Annotated in this window: 14 protein-coding genes and 3 pseudogenes; 2 read left to right on the top strand and 15 right to left on the bottom strand. The window is 36.7% G+C overall.

Annotated features, from left to right (window positions below; translation table 11 throughout):
- Window positions 1-79: 79 nt before the first annotated feature.
- The 3 genes and pseudogenes from Bccel_RS03760 to Bccel_RS31990 all read right to left on the bottom strand — a co-directional run bounded on the left by Bccel_RS03760 (window position 80) and on the right by Bccel_RS31990 (window position 1,566).
- Window positions 80-613: a hypothetical protein gene (locus Bccel_RS03760; protein WP_152965914.1), complete on the bottom strand. Its 534-nt coding sequence runs from the start codon at window positions 611-613 to the stop codon at window positions 80-82.
- Window positions 614-1,126: 513 nt separating this feature from the next.
- A pseudogene (locus Bccel_RS03755) lies at window positions 1,127-1,456 on the bottom strand (GNAT family N-acetyltransferase); the annotation flags it as partial.
- Window positions 1,441-1,566 carry a hypothetical protein gene (locus tag Bccel_RS31990; RefSeq protein ID WP_276326216.1) on the bottom strand — a complete coding sequence of 42 codons (126 nt, stop codon included), beginning with the start codon at window positions 1,564-1,566 and terminating at the stop codon, window positions 1,441-1,443. The pseudogene Bccel_RS03755 and the gene Bccel_RS31990, both read right to left, overlap by 16 nt.
- Window positions 1,567-2,097: 531 nt before the next feature.
- Here Bccel_RS31990 and Bccel_RS32475 point away from each other — a divergent pair.
- Window positions 2,098-2,388, top strand: a pseudogene (locus Bccel_RS32475) (transposase); the annotation flags it as partial.
- A 949-nt stretch (window positions 2,389-3,337) separates the two neighbouring features.
- Here the strand turns inward: Bccel_RS32475 and Bccel_RS03745 are convergent.
- The 9 genes and pseudogenes from Bccel_RS03745 to Bccel_RS03710 all read right to left on the bottom strand — a co-directional run bounded on the left by Bccel_RS03745 (window position 3,338) and on the right by Bccel_RS03710 (window position 16,072).
- Window positions 3,338-3,643, bottom strand: coding sequence for a hypothetical protein (locus Bccel_RS03745; protein WP_160317685.1), 306 nt, complete (start codon window positions 3,641-3,643; stop codon window positions 3,338-3,340).
- A 469-nt stretch (window positions 3,644-4,112) separates the two neighbouring features.
- Complete coding sequence (locus tag Bccel_RS03740) at window positions 4,113-4,901, bottom strand: hypothetical protein (RefSeq protein WP_036941111.1); 789 nt, start codon at window positions 4,899-4,901, stop codon at window positions 4,113-4,115.
- 159 nt (window positions 4,902-5,060) lie between these two features.
- Complete coding sequence (locus Bccel_RS03735; RefSeq protein WP_036941114.1) at window positions 5,061-5,282, bottom strand: hypothetical protein; 222 nt, start codon at window positions 5,280-5,282, stop codon at window positions 5,061-5,063.
- 610 nt (window positions 5,283-5,892) lie between these two features.
- Window positions 5,893-6,123, bottom strand: a pseudogene (locus tag Bccel_RS32290) (DUF6882 domain-containing protein); the annotation flags it as partial.
- A 259-nt stretch (window positions 6,124-6,382) separates the two neighbouring features.
- Window positions 6,383-6,871 carry a hypothetical protein gene (locus tag Bccel_RS03730; RefSeq protein ID WP_036941117.1) on the bottom strand — a complete coding sequence of 163 codons (489 nt, stop codon included), beginning with the start codon at window positions 6,869-6,871 and terminating at the stop codon, window positions 6,383-6,385.
- A 162-nt stretch (window positions 6,872-7,033) separates the two neighbouring features.
- Complete coding sequence (locus Bccel_RS30060; RefSeq protein WP_160317684.1) at window positions 7,034-8,911, bottom strand: S-layer homology domain-containing protein; 1,878 nt, start codon at window positions 8,909-8,911, stop codon at window positions 7,034-7,036.
- Window positions 8,833-13,698, bottom strand: a complete 4,866-nt coding sequence (locus tag Bccel_RS03720; RefSeq protein WP_152965912.1) for an RCC1 domain-containing protein — start codon at window positions 13,696-13,698, stop codon at window positions 8,833-8,835. Before Bccel_RS03720 ends, Bccel_RS30060 begins: the two co-directional genes overlap by 79 nt.
- A gap of 491 nt (window positions 13,699-14,189) precedes the next feature.
- Window positions 14,190-15,848, bottom strand: coding sequence for a ribonuclease J (locus Bccel_RS03715; protein ID WP_036941123.1), 1,659 nt, complete (start codon window positions 15,846-15,848; stop codon window positions 14,190-14,192).
- 29 nt (window positions 15,849-15,877) lie between these two features.
- On the bottom strand, window positions 15,878-16,072 hold the full coding sequence (locus tag Bccel_RS03710; RefSeq protein WP_036941125.1) for a helix-turn-helix domain-containing protein: 195 nt from the start codon (window positions 16,070-16,072) through the stop codon (window positions 15,878-15,880).
- 444 nt (window positions 16,073-16,516) lie between these two features.
- On the opposite strand from Bccel_RS03710, the gene Bccel_RS03705 reads away from it, so the two are divergent.
- The gene (locus tag Bccel_RS03705; RefSeq protein WP_036941128.1) at window positions 16,517-17,977 is read left to right on the top strand and encodes a SulP family inorganic anion transporter; all 1,461 of its coding nucleotides are present in this window, start codon (window positions 16,517-16,519) and stop codon (window positions 17,975-17,977) included.
- A gap of 108 nt (window positions 17,978-18,085) precedes the next feature.
- On the opposite strand, the gene Bccel_RS31980 is transcribed toward Bccel_RS03705, so the two are convergent.
- The 3 genes from Bccel_RS31980 to Bccel_RS03695 all read right to left on the bottom strand — a co-directional run bounded on the left by Bccel_RS31980 (window position 18,086) and on the right by Bccel_RS03695 (window position 20,176).
- Window positions 18,086-18,220, bottom strand: coding sequence for a hypothetical protein (locus Bccel_RS31980; RefSeq protein ID WP_276326146.1), 135 nt, complete (start codon window positions 18,218-18,220; stop codon window positions 18,086-18,088).
- Window positions 18,221-18,555: 335 nt separating this feature from the next.
- A complete protein-coding gene (locus Bccel_RS03700) occupies window positions 18,556-19,509 on the bottom strand; it encodes an amidohydrolase family protein (RefSeq protein ID WP_036941130.1) in 954 nt (317 codons plus the stop codon).
- Window positions 19,510-19,642: 133 nt separating this feature from the next.
- Window positions 19,643-20,176, bottom strand: coding sequence for a class I SAM-dependent methyltransferase (locus tag Bccel_RS03695; protein ID WP_081926892.1), 534 nt, complete (start codon window positions 20,174-20,176; stop codon window positions 19,643-19,645).
- Window positions 20,177-20,318 lie beyond the last annotated feature (142 nt).

Raw genomic sequence — 20,318 nt, 5'->3', positions numbered from 1 at the left:
TTTTCTTTCCATTCTGAACATCATAAATCTCTAATTTGTTATATGCCGTTCCACTACTTCAAAACTTTCCCATAACAAATTAATCAGTTTGTTCTTTGCTTAATGTTGAAGCATTAGGTATAAGATTGGGCAAATTATCTGGAAACCCCATATAAGTCCATGAATCAAAGATTTCAGGAACTGCAAAATCACCTTCTCCAATCTTAATGACACCTAATTCATTTCGTTTGCCATCAACTACCAAAACATATGGAATTCCTATGGCACCTTTCTTAGTTTTCCTTTCTACACCAGAAACTCCACCTACGGCATATGCTTTATTGAAATCATTCTGTTTTACAAAAATAATCCTATTTCCATCACTAACAACACAAACACCATGAATGTAGTAGTTATAAAGAAAATTATTTGAACTTTGATTCACCTCGAACCTCTTGCCATCAATTTCATATTTTAAAGTTTTGTTTGTATTGTCTTCACTCAAAAGCCCTGTGTCAATTCCTTCTCCTTTTGCGACAAAAAATTCCTTGTTTACTTTCAAGATTCCATCGGTCATAATTTCTATTTCATTTTCCACAAACAAAGGCTTATCCATGATTTTTACTGTGTTCAATTTCAGTTCATCCCAATGCTCATATACGGAATTATATTGATTCTTTAGTTGTAGTAAAAATAATTCTACTCCCTTTTTTTTCAACGTTTTATGGTCTTTTTGAGTATTAGCAAAACAACCAACTGTAAAAGACAAAAGAAAACTTAAAACAATTAATAAAACTATTTTCCTCAAAATTTATCACTCCGTTCTTAATTCTTGTTCATTTTCAAAATACTTCATTGAGCGACTCGTAAAGGGAATGGCGTAAAATGTTTTATGCCGACGCCGTTTGAGCCGGACCCCAAAGAAATACCCATGAGTGCCGATGTGCGGTCGGCGAAACGGTGTGGTGCGAATCTTCTATATGGGATGACCTGCGAAGCTATTCTTCATGACCTTTCTATCCGCACTTTTACGGGCATGTGTTGATATGTAGAGTTCCCTGCCCTGCATAGCTAGAAGAGGCTACGGATGGCCACCCCCCCAAAAAAACATGTTCTCAGAAGTAAATTTATAAAGAAACTAATAGGCCTAAATATTTTTATCCATCATAGCCATAAAACCTAGTTCTTTAAAACCATTTTTTATGTAAAACTCACTTGTCAAATTTCCTTTGGATGTAAAAAGAATAATTGTACCCACTTGCATTACTCTTAATTTCTCTTCCAATGATTTAAGCAATTCTCTACCCATTCCCATTCCTTGTAGCTCGTTTGACACAAACATTTCTTTCAAATTAAAATGAAACCCTTCATACCATTGTTCACAATTGCCAAATATAGCACCTTTAATCTCCTCTTCTTTGAAATAAAGGATGCCAACAAAACTAGGTGAGTTATAAATATCTAACAATCTTCTAAAAGCTGTTTCTGTTGACCACTTATCATTCCATGGTTCTGCGTTGAATACTCTTGCATATAATTCAGCACATTTTTTAAGTGCTCTTCTCTAATTTCTATTATACTTTTCACAACTACACCTCATTTAGAATTATTTTGATTACTTTTATATAAATCTCTATTATACGCATATTCTCTATTCATGTAAAATTCAAAGTTTACTTTATCTTCTTTACATTGCTCCAGTTCTACGACATCATATAATGGTGGCCTGTTTAAAGGAAGTTTCTTATTTGTCTGCTTCAAATAAAGATCTCTCCCTTCCTCTGTATATGGCGATGTTTTCTGATTATATGAGCGTCTTACCTATTGACTATGTGTTATGAATGCTTTTGTTATTCCTATGTTCATTTCTCCAACTCTTATTGCATATGTCCTAGATTTGTATCTTTTATGCCTTTGGGGCCTATTGGTTAGTTCTTCAAGCTTTACTCTATATTTCTTATGATGTTTTTTGTATATATATTAAATGTGTAGTGTGACTCTACACTGCAAGGGACTTTCACCCTTGAATTTATCAGAACAGTTCAGTCTTTTAGACTGGCTTGCTTTTCGTTCGGGTTGCTATGTCGAACTTATGCCGCAACACGGCGAACCGCACCCGGTGGAGGCCTGTCAAACAATGGACTTAACTTCATCCGCTCCAGTAAAAAATTCTTTCTTCCTGTTAAAGCATTATCGAAGAAGTTCAGAGGAAAGTTCCTTGAGCATCTCCAGCAAGCCTGGAAGAAAAATCAGATCAAGCTTTTTGGTGATTCTCAGGAACTTTACTCTGGTGACAACTTCAATTCACTCATTAACAGTTTATACCACTTGAATTGGGTTGTCCATAGTAAAAAACCTTTCAAGTCACCATGGCATGTAGTAAGATATGTTGCCAGATATACACACAGAGGTTGGAAAATCAATATATGAAAGCCGTCGACTTCTCCTACTCCTTCTTTATCCGTATGGGTTTTAATAAATAAAAATTCATCAGAAGCTATCGATACCGAATCTTGTGTTGATGGCGGGGTATAAGCAAATGAAAAAAGTGCCAATGAATAAACAACTGATAGTGTAATTGCAAAAATCAATAATACTTTTAAATCCATGATTCTCTTCCTCATATAAAACCCCTCCTATATAACTATATAAGTTTAAAATAGTGCAAAATTATTGTAAATCATGATAAACTTTGTTTTTGTAATACACATATACTTTTTATTTGTGATTGTAACATATAAATTTATATGGGCATGGTGCTAAAAGTCACTATTTAATAATTTTACCTATAGATAACGAACTTTAACACATAATAAAAGAAACTACCGTGGCATAAGGATTGCCCCACCTTCAAATTTTCGACTTTCGTTGCACCTACCGAAGCTTTACGACACATGTTCAGTTTTAATTAACCATGCCTCTTGGATACCCGCTCCATATATTAAGCCATGCCTTTCGGTTTAGGTTATACAGGCTACGACTTCACTACATATTCTCCTTAAACTAGCAGGTTTAAGACGCATAGTAGAGGATTAGTACTTACCCCATCTCCCACTTATCAGGTGGTATTAGCGACGTTACCTCTTTGTATCAAAGGTAAATTCACCCTTTCAATTTGACAAACAGTTTGGTACAATTTCAATAAATTGCCCGAAGGCTTTATTCCTCCTTGTTACACAGAGGTTATATCCCAATAAGTCATACCCACGGATGGCACGGCTCGCCTCTTCTTACCGATAATGCCTGTCATTTGCGTCGTCGAAGAATCGAACCTACAGACCCCTTCTGCGTAGGCGGTGCTTGCACCCGATTTTGGTATTTTGATCTTGATATAGTCTATGTAATTAAATGCTTTTCTTCATATGAATGTTTTTTTGTATTCTGCTACTCCTACTATCATTGAATTAATCTTTTCAATTTGTGCAGCCTTTATTTGTTTACTTCCCATATATGAATGTTTTGGTGTAACTACCGGAGTTAGGGTTGGTGTGGTTGACCCTGGAAAGAAGGTTGGTGCTCCAGTTGGTCCATAATCATAGCACTTAATATTAATAGTATACGTGGATCTTTCATATTTTTCATCACCAGCAAAATAAACATATACTTTTGCGGTATAGGTTTCATTTTTATCAAGATGTGCAATATAAAGAATATTCTGTGACACCCCATTAATATCTTTCATTGTTGTTTGATTTGAAACGCCTACTGATTGTATACTCCAGGTAATAGATTTGTCACTTAATGGACTCCCATTTGCATCTGTAAGTGATACTTTTAAAATATATCCTCATGATAAGGTAGGTCCCATTGGTCCTAAAAAAGGATTTGTCCATGTAATAACAGTTGTAATTTTATCTGCTGTAACACTTCCCCCAGCTGACACTACTAAATGTACAAGCATCATAACAATTAATGCCAATCCCTTTTTAAGTCTTTATGTTGCCACAGTCCCCCAATGAATATGTATTTTAGGTATAATCATTATTTCTAAGTGAAACATTGCACAAACAATGTTTTACAGCATTAATTAAATTCTATATAAAAGAATGGAAATTGTAATGATAAATTTAAATTTAACAAAAAAAACCAACTGTAATTATACAATTCGTTTTTCTGCTTTACCAAATATTCTATTATCTTTTAGATCTAATACTTATCTTTGAAACCGTATCTGTTGAATTATCAGAATACCATGCAGAAATAATGTCACCTGCTTTTAAATCCTTCAATAGGAGCTTTGTTTCTGCCATCTCCTGATTAACTCTTTGCATTGAAGAAATATCTACTTGTGACGATAACTTCAAAGTCTTTGTTTCCCCAGTATACTTTACTGTCTGTTCCTGTCTTTTAGGTCTATCACCCACATTTCCGCCAGATGGCATCTCCTTAATTTGCCCATTTCCATCAGGTACTGGTGTTAATATTGGCAAATTGTCCCTATTTCGATTAAATTGCGGCATTTCAATAAGCTTGACTTTTATTGTATCTGCAGATACGGATTCTATTTCTCCCATAACATCTGCATTCTGGCGATTGGCTTTTGGATCTCCTGATACTGAAGGTTTTTGCGACTGATTTGATGTGGAATTCTGGGACAATTTAGCTCCAGGTTTTGCAGAATCTTTTGGAGCCCGAGTTGTTTTCTGAGAATCTGTTGATTTGGGTGGACTAGATGTCTTTTGTGTATCAGATGTTTTAGCCATCACTGTCGAGGTTGAGTAAGAAGGACTAGGAGTCATATTAGATACTGAATCTCCCGAGGATGAATAATCTGATTCGTTGTTTGGCTGGGCTGATGCTGTATCTTCATTTGCAGCTATGTTAGTGCCGCTTTCATGGATATCTGAAGCTGGCTCTTTGGAACTGCATCCACTCAATAATATAAATACTAAAATTATAGTAATTATATACTTATAAGACATCAAAATCGCTCCTTTCATAACTATGTATTTGTTTTACAGATAACCTAAGAATATTTTATATAAAATAAAAACGTAAATCTCCGCAAAATTGTGGCAATTTGCTTATATGTTACTAATTATCATTAATGCATGATCAAAAAACAACTATTGCTTTAGATTTCACTCTTGTATTAACTTGGTTGCTTCGCATATTTGTTCAATTATTATTCTTATGCATTCTTGAATTATTTTGTCAATGACCGTTGTTATTCCCAAGGGTCTTAACTTGCCGTTTTCCTTCTTTATGTATGTTCGCCTGACAGGTTTGGGTCTATAGTCCTTTATTGATTTTTGTATCAGTCCTATCAGCTTATTTTTGTCCATTTGCAGGTACTTGTTCATCCTGCTGCCATCTATCCTTATCAATTAAGAGGTTTAGGTCCTGCTGTGCTCCGGAAGGTGCTTTATATTGTTTGAGTTACAGTTTCACAATTAAGTTTGCAGTCATTTCAGGCTGCAACGAGCAATGCTACCGTGGCATGAGAATTGCTCGACCTTCAAACTTCCGACTTTCACCGGCCACCGCCTGACGAAGCTTTACGACACATGTTCAGTTTTAATTAACCATGCCTCTGGGATACCCGCACCATTATTATGCCATGCCTTGCAGTTTAGGCTTTTCAGGCTGGCCGTTCCGCTTCGCTGCACTGCTCGCCTATGCAACCTAGGTTACGGCTTCACTACACTTTATACATCTTCAACTGGCAGGTTCAAGACGCATAGTAGAGGATTAGTACTTGCCTCATCTCCCACTTAACAGGTGGTATTATCGATGTTAACTCCAGGCAGCAAGGGGAATTTCACCCCTTGAATTCAACGAAACAGTTTGGTGCAATTTCTATATTAAATAGCCCGAAGGCTTTATTCCTGTTTGTTACACAGGGGTTATAGCCCAACAAGGCGTACACAGGGATGTGGCGGCCTTTAATTATATTGTGCCAAATAGATATCTTTAAACAAATTGTTTCTTTTCCCGTATTAGTGCCAAAAACAAAGCCATATCCTTTTCGGGTACTTTATAACTTCCTAAAGCATTTAATTGATTTACACTTAATGCTGTGAAGCCAATAGCTATATCCATATCACCTTCTATTGATGGTTCTATAAAAATATCAAATCCTGTCTTTTTGAAAATATCTTTTAAGCATTCTGATTCTTTTCTTATTTCAACTGGAAAACTATCGTTCGCCCAAGCTCATAACCATGTTTTATATTTAGAAACTTTAAACTCATTTTCATTCATATTTTTAACCCTTCTTTTATATCAGTTATAGACTTCACTCCATCGAAACACCTTATTAATCCACCCTGGATGGGTGGCATAGCGTGGTATTTCACACAACCCTTGCCATTTCCGGCGTCGATGAATCGGACTTGCATGGTGTACCGTTACTCAGAGTGTAACAATGATGTTGCACCCTTATAATCCTGCCTAATTTGATCTAATCAATTTTTATTATCAATTTATCACCTTCATAAAAACCTTCACCATTTGCTTGAATCATACCACCACAATGAACAACAAAATATTTCAAGAAGATATAATTTGCATTATAGCCATCATCATCTATATTGCTTATTGGTAATTCATTTGCTACTATATACCTGGTGTTTGCAAGGTGAGTTTCAACTTTTTTCTTTTTTATGTTTAATAAACCCCTGACCTCTGATAAACGCTCCTTAAATTCCTCAATTTCTTCTCTCATTAAACAATTATCAGTACCTTCATCTCGATTTATTTCGGATAAGATTGGTAACTTGCCTGCTTTATATAAAATATCAACTCGCTCCCAATTATTAGATTTCATATCAATATCCTTAAAATTATCTGAAACCCCTAATTTATAACCTTGAGATGCTGCCCAATCAAATATTTCCTTAATAGTTGGAACTCGATCTGAAGTACAAAATGCCCGCACATAGTAACCCATAAAAAATCTCCTTTAATTTCTAAAAGTAATAACATTCAAAAATATTTTAGTTTTCTCAACAATAATACAATAAAAAAACTTTTTATGAAAACTACAATGATAGCCGCACCACACTAATTCACCGGCTAGTGCACCAAAGTAGAATGTCTCTGAGGGTCCGGCTCAGTGGCGTCGGGCGATGTAGCATCTGGACAGAATTGTAAATGCCTCTCCTCTTGTAATACTTTCATTGGGTTTGATTTCGTTATCAATATACCCTTTTATTATACCGACTTCATATGCCTTATTAACATAACCTACCGCCCATGAGGGTATTTTGCGGGCATCTTTAAATTCAACTATGACATCATCCGTCTCGCTGTATCCAAAAGCCCTCATGACCATAACCACCATTTCCGCTCTTGTTACAAGACTGGTAGCCCTGAAGCTGCCGTCCTGATAACCCTTGATTATTCCATTCTCGTATGCTGTGACTATGTACCCTCTAGCCCATTCTGGTATTTTATCGTTATCTGAAAAACTTGATTCGGAATTACCAATGATTTTATACCCTCGAGCAAGAACCAAAATCTTTGCCATTTCACCCCTTGTTATAAATGCATTTGGTCTTACTGTACCGTCCTTGTATCCGGTGATGATACCTTTTTCAACAAGGTTCAGCACATAGTTTTCTGCCCAATGGCCTTTTATGTCCTTAAACTCAATAAATGCAGGTACTTTAACTGTAGGTTCCACCACAGCTGTTGGTGTTGGTGTTGGTGTTGGTGTTGGTGTTGGTGTTGGTGTTGGTGTTGGTGTTGGTGTTGGCGTTGCCGTACGCGTTGCTGTCGGTGTAACTGTTGACGTCACGGTTGGTGTTGTTGTAATCACCGGTAATTGTGTTGTTCCCGAATCAGGTATAATAACCGGACCTTTTGGTGTCGGTGTAGCCGTCTCGGTTGGTACAGGTTCTTGTGTTGGCGTCGGTGTCTCAACTGTTTTTTCAGTTGCTGTCGGTGTCACAACAGCCGTAGCTTCCGGTGTTGATGTTTCCACCGGTACTGGTGTCTGTGTAGGTGTAGTTGACGGCTGAAGAATTTCCTCTACCAATACATAAACCGGCTCAGTACTTTTCAAAGTCGTCAGATTACCCAATTGTCCGTACTCATTATTGCCCATTGCCTGAACACTTCCGGACTTGTTAACCGCAAGCATTAAATCACCCGAACACGAAACACTTGCTGTATTAGCAATACCATTCTTCACAGGCATATTTTCATACCCTGTCTTGCCATTACCAAACTGTCCATAATTATTATCGCCCCAAACCCATATTTCTCCTTTATCATCAACGGCCGCTCCATAACCTCCGCCGGAAGAAACTTGAGTTATTGCAGTCAAACCATTGATTTTTGTTGGTACAGGTACTTTATTATTTCTTTCATCTGTCCCCCACATCCATACTTCCCCGTTTTCATCAACAGCAAATACATAATTCTGGTTTGCCGATAAACTTTTGATTTTTACATCTAATTCAGCTTTTACAGGACTGTCAGCATATATCATAAATTCCCTGGCAGCCGCCTTGTTGCCTAGACCGCCTGCCCCTGAACAACCCCATCCCCATACCGAACCGTCATCCTTAAGTACAAGGTTGAAGTTAAAGCCTGCTGCTGCCTGCACCACTTCTGATATGGAGGAAACATGCTGTGGCATTTTTACATATAACCATGGACCTTCATACACACCCCAGTGATATACTTTTCCGTCCTTATCCACTGCAACAGATTGAGATCCTCCAGCATCAATGGCGATAATATCCGACAAGCCAGAAATCATAATCGGTTTACTCATATTCCGGCACGATTGGTCAGCAAGTTGATAATCTGAGTTCTTTCCCCATCCCCAAACTTTACCGTTCCTTGAAAGTGCAAGTACAAACCCATTTCCTTCAGAAATATCCACAATATCACTTAAGCCTTCTACCTTTGAAGGAGAACTGCTGAAAATATTATCCCCTTCTTTTCGTTTCCGAGCTGACCATAGCGTCCATTTCCCCATGTCCAGACAGTCCCGTCATTCCTAAGTGCAGTACTTCCGGCTGTTTTCTTGACATTGCTGAATAAATCAGCTTTCATGACCTCAAAATTTGCATTTGCAACACCAGTTCTTTCTGCATCACCTTTATAGTTAACCTCGATACTGTGAGAACCTGTCAAATATGCTGAACCTGGTATTTTAAGGCTGTACTTTGTTTTTTCGCTGTCCTCTGTTAAAACTGCACCAGATACATCCTTACCGTCAATTTTAACAGTCAATTCCTTACCCAAAACAAGCCCTGAAATAAACTCTTCCTTTTCATCATACGCTTCAATATCAAACCTGAAGTAATTTTCCGGTGTGTAGAAAACTTTGCTTACAGGCTTTAATGTAAAATCCTGTCCTAAAATGGTATAATCAACAGTATTTGAGGCAATAACCTCACCAATCCCCAAATCTACTATATCTATCCTCAATACACGCTGTCCTCTGCTTCCCGAAACTGTGTCTGCACTAAAGAACACAGTTTGTTTGCCGGGTGCCAGAACAATAGAAGAACTGCCCGACTTGATGCACAATCCACCTTGATCGCTCATATACCAGCGTATATCATATGTCCCGCCTTTTAACGCCTCAACTTCCAGGCTCGTATTTACCTTTCCGCTTCCCTCTAAAACTGGGCTGCTGCCATTAATCTGTGTAGCGATTATTTTTACTACCGGCTCATTTGGCAGGGTATACTCTACCTCAAAACTCATACTGTCATAAATTGTTATGTCGGATTCCATTCCACTATAGCTTGCAGGCACTGTATTGATGATCAGCTTCAATCCACTGGCGTCATCAAAGCTTTGCCACCAGTAATTTTTATTGGGATAAACCTCTGGAATATCTTTGTATTCATAAATTATCCCTTTTGTACCGTTTATAAGCTGATTTCTTTGTAAATTCAACTTTTCAGGACAAACATGAGTTTTTGAATCAGTTAATTTTACACTGTTTATGACTGTGCCTTTGGGCAGGGATATGGTTTTTGCAGCTAAAGGCAACACCGGCATACCTGTTAATCCCATCATACCGCTGCTGTTAGGAATCTTTAATATATGAGAGCCGTCAGCAGTTTTCTCAACTTTAAAGTATGGAAACTGGAAATCCACCTTTAGTGTTTCAGCCTGAGGTGCAGAAGGAACAGGTGCAGCCAGAACTGGTTCTTCAGAAAGCACAGAATCCGGTTTAGCAAAACGTAAATTTTTAACAGCTGAATCGTGGATTATCTGTTGTGTAGGTAATCCGTAAAATACAGTTCCATACGCCGATGTCGTATATTCGGACAAAACCCCGATTTTTTCCGGAGGTACCGATGCCCAGTAATTCTTATAGGATTCAACAGTGGCCTGACCCATATTGGTAATATCATTTCTTAAAACGTTGCCAAGAACGCTTTGAATAAGCTTTTCATGAAGGGCTATTACGTCGGTATGCCTCCATCCGTAAGTTGAAGGGGCTACATATGTGACTCCTTTTTCCATCAATGTTTTTGCAAAAGCATCCTCATATATGATCCTTCCTGTTTCATCTCCGGTTTTTGACAGTGTATAGCCCGAATGACATCCTTCATTAAGTAAAACATGTCCCGGTAAATCAGGCAGCTTTTTATAATCTGATATATTTATTGTTCCACCAGCAGTGCCTGTATTCTCACTGAAATGAGATGCATGGCTTGAAAGTACTGTTAACCCGCTCTTTGTCAAAGCCTCTGAAACTTTCTCTGCATTCCAAGGTGCAGCATCCTGTGAAAAAGCATAGTACTTTCCCTGTTCATACAAAGTTGGCTCATTGGTATTTCCCTGGATAAAATGCCCTATCCAAACCGGCTTGAATGTACGTTCAAAACAATCCGGCCAATCTATGGAGTCCTTTTTTAAATAGAGCTGAGAACCACTTATGCCCTTTGGATCTGCATTTATGGGATTACTGTAAAAATCAATGGTCTTTATAAGTTTTAACGGCGAATCGGAAAATATCCTTCCTATGCCTGCATCAGGTGCAGGATTTGACGCTACGGCTACCGGCTCGGTACCATATATGGCATAGGGTATATCCGACATTATATAATTGGAAGCAGTATCTTCAACAGTAATATTATCACCGGTACTTCCATAAGCGGCAGTAACATCGTTATCGTACGTACTTTCATCCATTAAACCCGGAAAAACAGTTTTTATGGGGTCACTTCTCCTGTAGAAGGGAATTACATAATCGTCACCGATTATTGCTACATTCTTATACGGGTTTATCATACTGAGAAATTCCAGTACTGCATCGGTACCCGACATGATACTCTCACGGCTATTGTAGCCGTCTTTATAGTGAGGTTTCATCCCAAACCTTTGTTTAATTTCACGTCCATTATCAACCACCACACCATTATTTGAATTTGCGTAAGAAGATATCCTTAATAGTGCATCATAAAAATCGAATATAAAACTGCTGTCTTCATCGGCGTCTTTCATTAATCCATTATCTATGAAACCCTCGTACATATTTGCAAAGTTTGTCAGGACTACAAGATCAGCATTGTTTCTTGAAGCCACATCAACAGAAGCAATAACCTTACCGCATGCTATAAGTTCTATTTTTTCATTTTTATCTCCCTTTAGCCTTACGAAAGCTCCAGGTGTGCCATCGTCGTCATTTATATCGCCATCATCCTTTTTATCAGTCATTTTTATAATCTTATCTCCATAACGGATGTCAATAAGCGGATTTATGGATCCGATAGCTTTTCCGTTTATATCCCGGGCAGGTGAAAAGAAATAAACATCCATTTCACCAAGGGTAGCAGGGCTTGAGGCAAATAGATCAAATACACAAGTCTGTGCGAAAAAAACACCGGTGTCGTCTTCCTTGTCGGCGAACTTTACTTTTACCTGGTAAGGCACAGCCTCACCTGCTTCAATTTTTATGTCGGCAGCTTCCCACCTTTTTCTCTCATTATTATATGTAAGATCCTTTTCATTGCTCAGGCTGTTGCCATTCTTATCAAGCAGCTGGTATTTTGCCATATCGGTATTTAGAGGAGTAAGCATCCCATGATACGGACATTCAGCTTCTGCCTGAATATATAATAGTTTCTTCTGCATATCATATGGTGCTGAAGCACTTATTTTCATATCCTGTTCAGCTTTGGTCTTCACCATGATCTCAGACATTATATTAATATTACCCTCAATCAACCTTTCATTGAATATGACATATTCTCCGGCATCTCCTCTGAATATTTGGCTTTTTTTGAAAAGGTCTATGGCATAATGCCTGTCGTTTTTGTTTTTGACTGTATTCTCCCACAACACAGTTCCTGACTTGTTGACCCTTGCGATCCACAAGTAGTCCTCTGCCACTATATCCTGTTCCCCAGCTATTTTTATCTGACCTGACAGCATAAAACCTTCATCAGGCGTCTGTATAGCTGAATAGATGCAAATCCCAAGTGATCTGGCAGGACCTGATGTTATCCGTGTACGCGAAAGCATGTTTTTGTAAGTCATTACTTTCGCTGGCATCAGGTTTGAATCAAGAACTGTGGTAAAAGCTTCAATATCCACATAACAGCTTATTCCATCTACTTTACGATCGGTACATGTAGAGCCGTATAAAAGAAGCTTTCCTCCCTCTATGGCACTAATGCCTTTAATATCACCGGCGTTTATTCTATGATCATACCTTGTAAAGTCCCGGCTGGGTTTTTCTATATCCTTATTCACTTCTTTTATAATTTGGGTACCTGTAACCATACCGAGGTTAGACGGTGAAATGTAACTCCAATCGATTATTTGTCCATCATGGTCCATTTTTACAACTGTAAACGTAGTCTCGAAATCGTAAATTCCATTTATTTCAGGGCTTACTTTTATATCACTTGTGTCAACTTCATATCTTATTAAAGTTCTTTCAACAGTGGAAACAACCGCTAACACATTTCCGTCGGTGTCAACCGCAAGGTTTGTAATATTTTGGTATACATCTTCGTTTTCAGCTAAACGTGTAGTTATGTCATCAACCCATTCTTCCGAAAGCTTTGTACCATCACCGTCAAAAACCAGCTTTATAGCCAGATTTACCGCATACACCTGTTCGTCTTGATAAGTCCCATGGTCAAGTATACCGGTAGTACTGCTGCGGTGTGCAGATACTTTGGTTCTTTTTGCCTTGTACATTGCCCATTCCAAGCCTGTTGCAATAAATTTACCATTACCGGTTTCAACAATATCCGTAAAATAAATACAATTAAAACCATAACCGAAGTCCTGTTCAAACATTTGATCCTTTTCCCAAAGCAGCTTGAAATCTTTATCAAATTTTAACAGCTTTATTTCTCTTTGGTTTGCATTACCACCAAGATAACTACCAACTATAAGGATCCCGCCGTCCTTTGTCATCGTTGCAGCAGTAGCACTTAAACCCTTACTGTAGAAATTTTCAAATTTGATGGATCTTTTTACTTCTCCTTTTGAACCAAACTCATATATATAATTTGGACCTGGAACATGGGACTTGTTTGGAGAAGTTCCAGTTAATTGGGTTGTCTGGATGACCTGTATATAGGTATTCTGGGGTGTTTGAAAAGTCTTTACTGCCCATAAGCTGCCGTCTACCGGAGCATATACAGTTTTCGCAAAATCCAGCTCCGGAGCCCCCTGGTTTTGAATTGAATTTTCATGAGCTTTTACCTGATTTCCCGACATATTGGGAACACCTGAAGCCAATATGCATAATGCAATAAAAATACTTAATAATTTACGTACCATCTTTGCCTCCCCAAAAAATACAAATAAAGCCTCTAATAATGCATTCAATATCTTAATTGTACTTCTATTCTCAAACAATAATTCTTCACCCCTACCTTGGAAACAAAACCTCCAAAGACATAATTGATAAATCGGCATACGGATGCACCTACTCTTGCCCCCCATTTCAAAGAATGCCTTGGAGCCATTGAGATATTGGGCAATGCTGAACCCCAAAACATGCTCTCCATTCTATCTGATTAATTTCCGCTTACAACTACAATTGTATCATTATATGAATAATTTTCAATATTCTAACAATTAAAAACACTTTGATTTCATAATTTTCTAAAAAATTCATCCAATTTATGGCCGTAAAATATGTTGTTTCATTTACAAATCTCATGGCACAATAACATCCTCGAAAATATTCATTGCTTAGTTTTCTTTGGCTAATTAGATAAGATAGATATTCCTTAATTTCATTTGGACCTAGTTTGTCTTAAGAACAATTAAATATCCATAATAATTGGTAAAATCATTGGTCTTCTTTTAGTTTTTTGATATACATAATTCTTTAAGGTGTCTTTAATAGTGCTTTTTTTCAAACTCCAGTTTCTACCTTCACATTTTGAAACCGCTTCTTGGCATACTTGTTTTAAGTCATTCATAAACCCTTCTGCTTCTCTTACATATACAAATCCTCTGGAAATGACATCAGGTCCAGTTATAACGGCACCTGTTTCTTTTTGTACCGTAAGAACTACAATAATAAGTCCATCTTCAGATAAATGCTTTCTGTCTCTTAGCACAACAGTACCTACATCTCCGACTCCAAGACCATCTACAAGAACTTTACCCGATTGAACATTACCATTTATTCGTGCTTCATCAGAATTTATTTCAAGTACCTGCCCAATTTTCATAACTATCGTTCTTTCTGGATTCATTCCAAGATTTTGAGCAAGGTTTGCATGCTTTATAAGGTGTCTGTATTCACCGTGTACGGGAAGAAAGTATTTTGCGTTTACAAGCTTATGAATCAGTTTAAGCTCTTCCTGACACGCATGACCTGAAACATGTATATCCGCCAGTGATTCATATATTACCTCTGCACCTTTTTTAAAAAGCTCGTTTATCACACCTGATACAGATTTTTCATTTCCAGGTATAGGAGTTGCTGAAATTACTACTAAATCTCCGTTATTTATTTCAACTTGTCTATGATCACCTGAGGCAATTCTTGATAGTCCAGACATTGTTTCACCCTGACTTCCTGTGGTAATAATAACAAGATTCTTTGGGTTGTAACTGTTGATGCGTTCAATTTCTACAAGCGTTCCTTCAGGTATATTAAGATACCCTAATTCAATTGCTTTTTTGCAAACATTAACCATACTTCTGCCACTGATTGCTACTTTGCGGTTATACTTTACAGCTGCATCAAAAACCTGTTGAATCCTGTGAATATTAGAAGCAAAAGTTGCAAGGATAATTCTATTCCTTGCATTCATAAAGATTTCTTCAAAGGCTTTTCCAACAGTTTTTTCGGACATAGTATAACCGGGTCGTTCAACATTTGTGCTATCGCACATAAGAAGCAAAACACCCTTTTTTCCCAGTTCTGCAAAACGTTGCAAATCAATAGGTTCACCCGAAATAGGTGTATAATCAACCTTGAAATCCGATGTGTGGACAACTACCCCCACAGGCGTATGTATTGCTAAGGCTACAGAATCTGCTATACTATGGTTTGTTCGGATAAACTCCACCTTGAAAATGCCAACTTCAATTGTCTGGCCTTGAGATACTGTTTGAATGTCACAGTCTGAAAGAATCCTATGCTCTTCAAGCTTATACTCCAATAACCCAAGTGTCAGCCTAGTTCCATAAACAGGAACATTAATATTTTTCAATACATAAGGTAATGCTCCAATATGATCCTCATGACCATGAGTCAATATAATGCCTTTAACTCGATCCTTATTTTTTATTAAGTATGTAGTGTCGGGCAATACAAGATCTATACCAAACATGTCATCGTCTGGGAATGCTATACCACAGTCAACAACTATAATATCATCACCATATTCAAATACCGTAATGTTCTTGCCAATCTCTCCTAAACCTCCTAGGGGAATAATTTTTAACTTTTTTCGTGTTCTTTTCATTTAATTCTCCTTATCTTAATCTTATACTCTTATATTCTTTCGCCTTTTTTCAACCTTTCAATAAGGGAAGCCAAATCGCTTTTTAGCACTCTCCAGTGACGACCTATTTTAAAAGCTGGAATTTTGCCTTCCTGTACAAGCTTATATGTAGTCATTTCACTAAGTTGAAGATATTCAGCCACCTGACTTACAGTCATTATTTCCTTGTCATGATTATTTTCCATTGCTTTCTTCTCCTTTATTTTGAACTAATCGTTTTTTGAACAAAAGTCTTTTGATATTTGCTCAAGTAACCCCATAGTTTTATCTAAGCATATATATCAAGGCTATGTAAAGCTCTCGTCATTGCTACATATAGTAATTTTAAATCAAGTTCCTTCAATTATATATTTCATTGTATACTCAAGTCTTTCTATCTCCTCAATATAATCAGGATGTTCTTTCAATGACATTGTATCAGATTCCTTTCGTTTATCTATAAATATTAATATTTATTAGTTTTAAATATAATCTTTTATAATTAACTATAATATTACTCTAAATATAATAATATAGTCAAACCAAATATATTTAATTATAATCTTATACTTGCATTAATATGTAAAGTAGTTTATAATTCATCCTTGTGCGTAAAACACTCATAGAATTATTAAGAAGGAGTTTTTGTTTTGAGGCTTAAAAGTATCAAGAAATCTTGGTTTGGTAATGTAAGAGGGGATATTCTGTCAGGAATTACAGTTGCATTGGCACTTATTCCTGAGGCAATATCTTTTGCAATCATTTGCGGAGTAGATCCAATGGTTGGACTGTATGCATCTTTTTGTATAGCCGTAACTATTTCCATATTTGGAGGAAGACCGGCAATGATATCAGCAGCTACAGGAGCCATGGCTTTGGTAATGGTTACCCTTGTGAAAAATCACGGAGTAGAGTATATGTTTGCTGCGACTATACTTACAGGTATTATTCAATTTATTTTAGGTAAGTTAAAATTCGGCAAACTTATTGATTTTGTTCCTCACCCGGTTGTTTTAGGATTTGTAAATGCTTTGGCAATACTTATTTTTATGGCTCAAATTCCTCATTTCAAGGGTGAATCATGGATAATGTATGCACTTGTTGCCGTAACACTTGGTATAGTGTATTTGTTCCCTAAAATTACGAAGAAAGTGCCATCTCCACTGGTGGCAATTATTATGGTTACAATTATTACAGTATATTTGAGGTTTGATATCAGAACTGTAGGAGATATGGGAAATATCACTCGTGCTTTACCAGTTTTCCATATTCCCAATATACCTTTTTCTTTGGAAACTATAACAATCATTTTTCCATATGCAGTTACATTGTCTCTTGTGGGAATCTTGGAGTCCTTGTTGACAGCAACTATTCTGGATGAAATGACTGATTCAAAAAGCAATAACAGCAAGGAAGTTGAAGGACAGGGCATTTCAAATGTTGTAGCTGGTTTCTTCGGGGGTATGGCAGGATGTGCTATGATAGGACAGTCTGTTATAAATGTTAAATCCGGTGGAAGAGCCAGGTTATCAACATTTGTTGCAGGAGTATTTTTGTTGTTCCTCATAATATGTTTGGGCGATGTTGTAAAAGTAATACCAATGGCTGCTTTAGTCGGAGTTATGATAATGGTATCTATAAGTACCTTCGAATGGAAATCAATAACAGAAATAAGGAAAATGCCTGTAAGCTGTGCTATTGGAATGATTACAACTATGGTTGTAGTTGTTATGACTCATAATTTGGCAACAGGAGTTTTAGCTGGTATAGCCATTAGTGCAATAATGTTTGCATGGAAGATAACTGAAGTTAGGACGAAAGTACATACTGTTAATTATGATGGGAATAAATATAAAATATATAGGGTACACGGACAAATTTTCTTTGCATCAACTTCTAAGTTTATTGAGAGCTTTAATTATTCAGAAGATCCAAACGAAGTAATAATTGATTTTAAGAATTCTCATATATGGGATCATTCAGCAGCTACTGCAATATCAAAAATCAAACAGAAATACTCAAGCCTTAATAAACAAGTATCTTTTGTAGGATTAAACAAAGAAAGCAATTCTGTTTTAGTACGAGCGGATGAAAGTATTTTGGAATATTAGCCTTTTTATTTGACAATTGTGGTGCAGCATGCACCATAATTTCCTAGACGTACACAAAATCCTGATTGAATTAGTATTTCAGTTGGGATTTTTTCTTCATGCTTATTCTTAACCAAACTTATCAAAACTATAATGTGCACCATAAATTTTTTGTCCTGTTTCAGTGATGGCCGTTTGAGAAATTAAATCCTTTATTCTGTTATATTGCTGAATCAATTTTTGATTGTTAAGTTGCTCACCCAAGTATCATTCACACTCCTCATATCTTTACCAAGTATAATAAGAAATCTCCAGAGAATAACCCAAACAAATCCGAGACATGATGTCGAGGTAACGCATGGAATTCCATATATCGTGTACATGCCCGACACCGTTTGAGCCGGACCCCAAAGAAATACCCGTGAGAGCCGCTGTTCGGCCGGCGAAACAGTGTGGTATGGCTCTTCTACGAGATGACCCATGAAGCAATTCTTCTTGATCTTCTAACCGTACCTTTACGGTCATGTGTTGATATATTATTTGCCACGCCTCGCGAACTTCAGAGTCTATCACGGATGATAGACCCTCATATAAACCTTCTATTGAATTCCTAAGCCATATTTCCGTATAATATTTAATTCTTTAGCATTAAATAATCCTGCATCATACAAATTAATAAATTCTTGTGAAACACTTTGACCAAAAACTAAAATATCATCAGAATTAACTGTAACTTTTATACCATGATCAAACAAAGTTTTAATTGGATGAACTTTTATACTTTCCACTCGATTTAACATAACATTACTTGTAGGACAAATATTTAACTGAATTTTATTATCTGCAAGCCAGTTCATTATTGCTGGAGACTTGTAAGCAGAAATGCCATGTTGTACTTCATTTAACTCTAGCTCTTCAACTGCTTCTTTAACAGAATCTGCACATCCCCATTCACCTACATGAGCTTTTAGTAAAAGCCCTTTTTCTTTGGCTTTTCGGTAAATTGGTTTAAAATTTTTGATTGGCTGAGCCATTTCATCTCCATACAAATCAATTGAAAAGAAACAATCCTTATCGAGAAATGGTACAATCCATTCCTCAAGCATGTTTACCGGACAATGCCTAGATAGACCAATTTGAAATCGAAATTCTATTTTTGGAGCAAACATTTCTTGCATTTCCTGAAATGTTTCAATTAGCAGATTTACGTTACCCCCATAAAAATGTCCATTTGCCCAAACATCATCACCAATTTCCAAAACGGTGACACCATCATCATTTGCCTGAACAAAAGTAGCTTCAATCGCTAATCTTCTTTTATCAGTAGTACCAAAAATATCACCAATATTTTTTTCAACCCATGTGTGCATTTCATCCATGCTATGCAATTTATTACTTAGGTGAGGTATTGTAATGCCTAAACGCTTATTAATATATTCTCTTCTTCCACCGAGGAAAAAATGGTTATGTAAGTCTGCTTTAGGAATCAATTTTAAAGTTTGTATATCTCTATTCTCAATGGCACTAATAAATAACTTATCATAATCTGACATCATACCCCATCCTTTACTTTAATCTTTAATCTTCAAAGCCCTTCTCAATCCCTCCATGCAGGACGCACGGACGCGGCGGCATTTAATCTTATTTTTTGTTTCCCCATACTTTATTCTTTTAGTTCTTCGTTTTTTAGGATGCCTTTCTGCCAAACATAACCGCAAATGTATAATACTTATAGATACAGCTAACATCCTCTAATCCTATTTCAGTAAGCCATTCTAATTGCTGCTTTAATGTTGCTTCTTTGTCTAGCTTCATTCTTTCATATGCTGATAGTATCTCTTCCTCTAGCAAACTACTTTTCTCTATACTTTCCTTCCATCTTTTTTTGTTAAGGCTATCTATATAAGGCGTTTCTCCGATTACTTGATCTGCATTTATAAAAATACCGTTTGGTTTTAAAACTGAATAGCATTTTCTGAGTAATTCTTTTTTATCTGAATCTTCTAAATGATGAATTGAAAGTGCAGAAACAACCATATTAAACTCTTCAGATAGATTAAGCTTCGTATAATCACCTACTACATACTTTATATTTTCATTTCCACTAAATCTTTGCCTTGCAACTTCAAGCATTTTTTCAGAAATATCTATAAGTATTATTCTGGCTTCAGGATATCTATTAAGCAGAAATGCTGTGTTAGATGTTGTAGGTTGCCCTATGACCCGGAAACCTCCATGGACGGCGGCTCCTCAAAATTCCTCTGCATAGTCCTTCTTTATTTATACACAACCTAGAAATGATGTTCAATACAATTACTGATTTACTTATATTTAACTATAATTTAGATATACATATTCTGTT

It is taken from the genome of Pseudobacteroides cellulosolvens ATCC 35603 = DSM 2933, from assembly GCF_001262605.1.
Classification (GTDB): Bacteria; Bacillota; Clostridia; order Acetivibrionales; family DSM-2933; genus Pseudobacteroides; species Pseudobacteroides cellulosolvens.
Note: the sequence above shows the minus strand (reverse complement) of the source record. Positions and strands in the feature narration are given on the sequence as shown.

Bases quoted from the DNA above. Each gene is read 5' to 3' on its own strand.
- Bccel_RS03720 (WP_152965912.1), bottom strand. From the start codon at position 13,698: ATGGTACGTAAATTATTAAGTATTTTTATTGCATTATGCATATTGGCT.
- Bccel_RS30060 (WP_160317684.1), bottom strand. From the start codon at position 8,911: ATGGGGAAATGGACGCTATGGTCAGCTCGGAAACGAAAAGAAGGGGAT.
- Bccel_RS03715 (WP_036941123.1), bottom strand. From the start codon at position 15,848: ATGAAAAGAACACGAAAAAAGTTAAAAATTATTCCCCTAGGAGGTTTA.
- Bccel_RS03700 (WP_036941130.1), bottom strand. From the start codon at position 19,509: ATGTCAGATTATGATAAGTTATTTATTAGTGCCATTGAGAATAGAGAT.
- Bccel_RS03710 (WP_036941125.1), bottom strand. From the start codon at position 16,072: ATGGAAAATAATCATGACAAGGAAATAATGACTGTAAGTCAGGTGGCT.
- Bccel_RS03735 (WP_036941114.1), bottom strand. From the start codon at position 5,282: ATGAACAAGTACCTGCAAATGGACAAAAATAAGCTGATAGGACTGATA.
- Bccel_RS03730 (WP_036941117.1), bottom strand. From the start codon at position 6,871: ATGGGTTACTATGTGCGGGCATTTTGTACTTCAGATCGAGTTCCAACT.
- Bccel_RS03740 (WP_036941111.1), bottom strand. From the start codon at position 4,901: ATGTCTTATAAGTATATAATTACTATAATTTTAGTATTTATATTATTG.